The following is a 2,664-nucleotide window of genomic DNA, read 5'->3' on the forward strand; positions in this document are numbered from 1 at the left end:
GGGTGGGTGGGAGGAGGTGGACGGCTCGGCCTTCGGTGGTGACCCAGCCCGCCACCAGCGCCTTCTCGACGGACTGCGGACGCAACTGGCCGCCCGCCGCCACCGAGAGCCGATGGCGATAGGCGTCCCACCGGGTACGGGCGCGGTCCCGGCTGACAGCGGTCGGCAGCCGGAGCAGGGAACCGTGGGAGCTACCGTGGGAGCTGGGGTCATCGGGCACGAGCGCCCCACCGGCCACGCCTTCACCCTCACTCAGCCGTACTCGTCTGGTACGGGCAGTCGCGAGATCCTGGCTGCGACCGAGCCGCAACGGCCACACCGGCCGACGGAACCGCCGCTCCCATCGCTCGACCTCGTCGACGATCCAGACGGTCAGCTCGGTAAAGGCCAGGAACTGCCGTTCCCGGGGCACCGGCTGGCCGAAGGCGCCCCGCGACTCCAGGGGATGGTGGGTCTCCAGATCCACCCCGGTGGCCTGCGCCGAGAAGGCCATCGCGAACCGGAACTCCGGGTCGACCTCGTCCCATCCCCCGGCGACCGCCGCCAGCATGCCGCCGACGGTCGCCGGAGCTGGGCAGGGAAGCGTGACCGCGACAGCCGAGTACAGCGGGTCACGAAAGGAGACGATCGGCGCGCTGACAGTGACTTCCAGCGCGTCTCGTTCCCCGCCAAGAAGGTCGGGCGCGCCGGGGAGACTCATGACTTGGCTGACTTGGCGTCGTCGAACCAGTCGTCGTGTAGTCCGGTCTCGATCTCGTCCGCAAGGCGTCCGAAGAGCACCCGGGAGTGGTCCACCTGTACCAGCCCGGACTCGATCTCGGCGGCCAGCTCACCGCGCGCGATCTCGCGTTGATCACCGAGAAAGCCCGGCGCCCAACCGAGGTAGACAGGCCCGTCGAGCTCCTCACGCCAGGCGGCGATCTCCTCCCGCAGGACCGTGGTATCGATAGTGACCCGGCCGTCGCGGAGACCGAGGATCCGGGTAAACGGGTTGATCCCACCCTTCATCGCTGCGAGCAGGAGGAACGCCGGTGCCCGGTCCCCGTAGTGCAACGACTGCTTGGCTCCGCCGCGGACGGCGGTGAGGGTCCGCAGCAGCAGGGCGGCCCGCCGGCGCCGTTCGGGTAGAGGTAGCCGAAGGGCGGGCGACCCACGGAAGGTGAGGCTGTCGGCTCCACTCGCCACGGCATCCTTCGCCGCCTCGGCAGTCAACGCGATCTTCAGGCCGGAACCACCGGTCTCGAAGGTGCCGATTCGCGGCAGATCGAGCAGGAGGTCGCCGCCGAGTTCGGCGCTGTAGAGCTCGTGGCCGTGCAGGACCGGGTTCTCCCCCGCCTGAAAGCCGCGGCTCATGGTGCCGAAGTCCTCGGTTGGCCTGCGCGGGGCGACGGAGAGCAGGGTCCCGGTGGCGAACACGGTGTCGCGCTGGCAGGTCTGGGCCGCCTCCTTACCCTTCTTGGCAACCATGTAGCCGAACAGGTCGTCGTCGAAATAGCGATCCGGGCGACCCTCGGTGTGAGCTTGCTGGTTCTTCCCGGCGCCGCTGCGGGTGACGCCGGATCGGGGTTCCTGCGCCGGGACGGAGTCCCGCAACCAGCGGCGGAACGCCTGCGCGGAGACGTAGGGGTAGACGTCCCGACCGACCCGGAGCTGCTTGACCCGGGAGACATTGTCATCCGCAAGGCCGTTGTTCGGCGCGCCGGCCTTGATATCGAGCGCGACCTTGCCAACCAGGAAACTCATCGCTCCAGTCCTTCCACGAACTCGTCGTCCTCGCGGGCGAGCTTGATCTCTTCTTCCGCCTCGGGTAGATCCGCCAGCGCCTCGGCCGCGTCTTTCGGGCTCCACCCCTGTGCGTGCAGCGCGTTCAGGACTGCGATGAGCAGCAGCCGCCGGTAGATCCAGCCCTGTCCGTCCGGGTCGAACAGCAGCCGGAACTGGGTAGTCGTGAGCAGCGGGCTCGCGGTTCCCGCGGCCGGCGGGCGCAGGGCACGGCGCACGGCCTTGGTCTCCAGCCATTTCTGGAGCGAGAGGACGTTGCGGCAGGCCACTCGGAAGCTCATGAGCGGGCTGGCACTGTCATCGTCCACGATCTCTCGGGCTATCTCGGCCGCGAGTTTCTCGACCTGGTCGATGTCGGCCTGGTTCACATCCATCACCTCACGCAGAAACGAGTAGGTCAGCGCGGCCAGCGCGATGTCGAACCGGTGCCCGGCCAACAGCCCCGGCCGGTCCGTCAGCCGGGTGGAGGCGGTGGTGAAGATCCGCCACGGTCGGTGGAAGGCGTCGCGGGCGAGCCGGCGGTTCCCGCGGACCGGCGGAAACTCATAGGCGGCGATGAGCGCGCGCCATCCAAGCCGCAGCTCCGGGTCTCGCAGCGTCGACCGGATCCACTCGGCGAGCGGCTCCTCGATGCCGTACGCCCCGAGGCTCGCGCCCCGGTTGTCATTACTGAAGACCATCAGTTCGATGCCCGCGATGATCTGCCGGTCGTAGCGGCGAATCGCCAGCAACGCGGTCCGCTCATGCTCATATCGGCCGGAATCGTGGGGTTTGCGAGACCCGGCGATCTCCATAGCGGTCCTGGCGACCTGTTTCTGGATGGTGTCGCGGAGGAAGGCGTCATCCCAGCTGTGCACCCCGGTGCTGGGACCGCCGGTGAGT

General features: G+C 68.8%; 3 protein-coding genes. All 3 read right to left on the reverse strand.

The window, feature by feature from the left end:
• Positions 1 to 700: CRISPR-associated protein Cas5 (gene cas5 / locus ACY5KJ_RS19625; RefSeq protein ID WP_462204058.1), on the reverse strand; the 700-nt coding region annotated here is incomplete at its 3' end.
• A complete protein-coding gene (cas7i, locus tag ACY5KJ_RS19630) occupies positions 697 to 1,743 on the reverse strand; it encodes a type I-B CRISPR-associated protein Cas7/Cst2/DevR (RefSeq protein WP_462204059.1) in 1,047 nt (348 codons plus the stop codon). The genes cas5 and cas7i, both read right to left, overlap by 4 nt.
• Positions 1,740 to 2,664: hypothetical protein (locus tag ACY5KJ_RS19635; RefSeq protein WP_462204060.1), on the reverse strand; the 925-nt coding region annotated here is incomplete at its 5' end. The genes ACY5KJ_RS19635 and cas7i, both read right to left, overlap by 4 nt.

The sequence above is a fragment of the Frankia sp. CcWB3 genome (assembly GCF_977927595.1).

Bases quoted from the DNA above. Each gene is read 5' to 3' on its own strand.
- cas7i (WP_462204059.1), bottom strand. From the start codon at position 1,743: ATGAGTTTCCTGGTTGGCAAGGTCGCGCTCGATATCAAGGCCGGCGCG.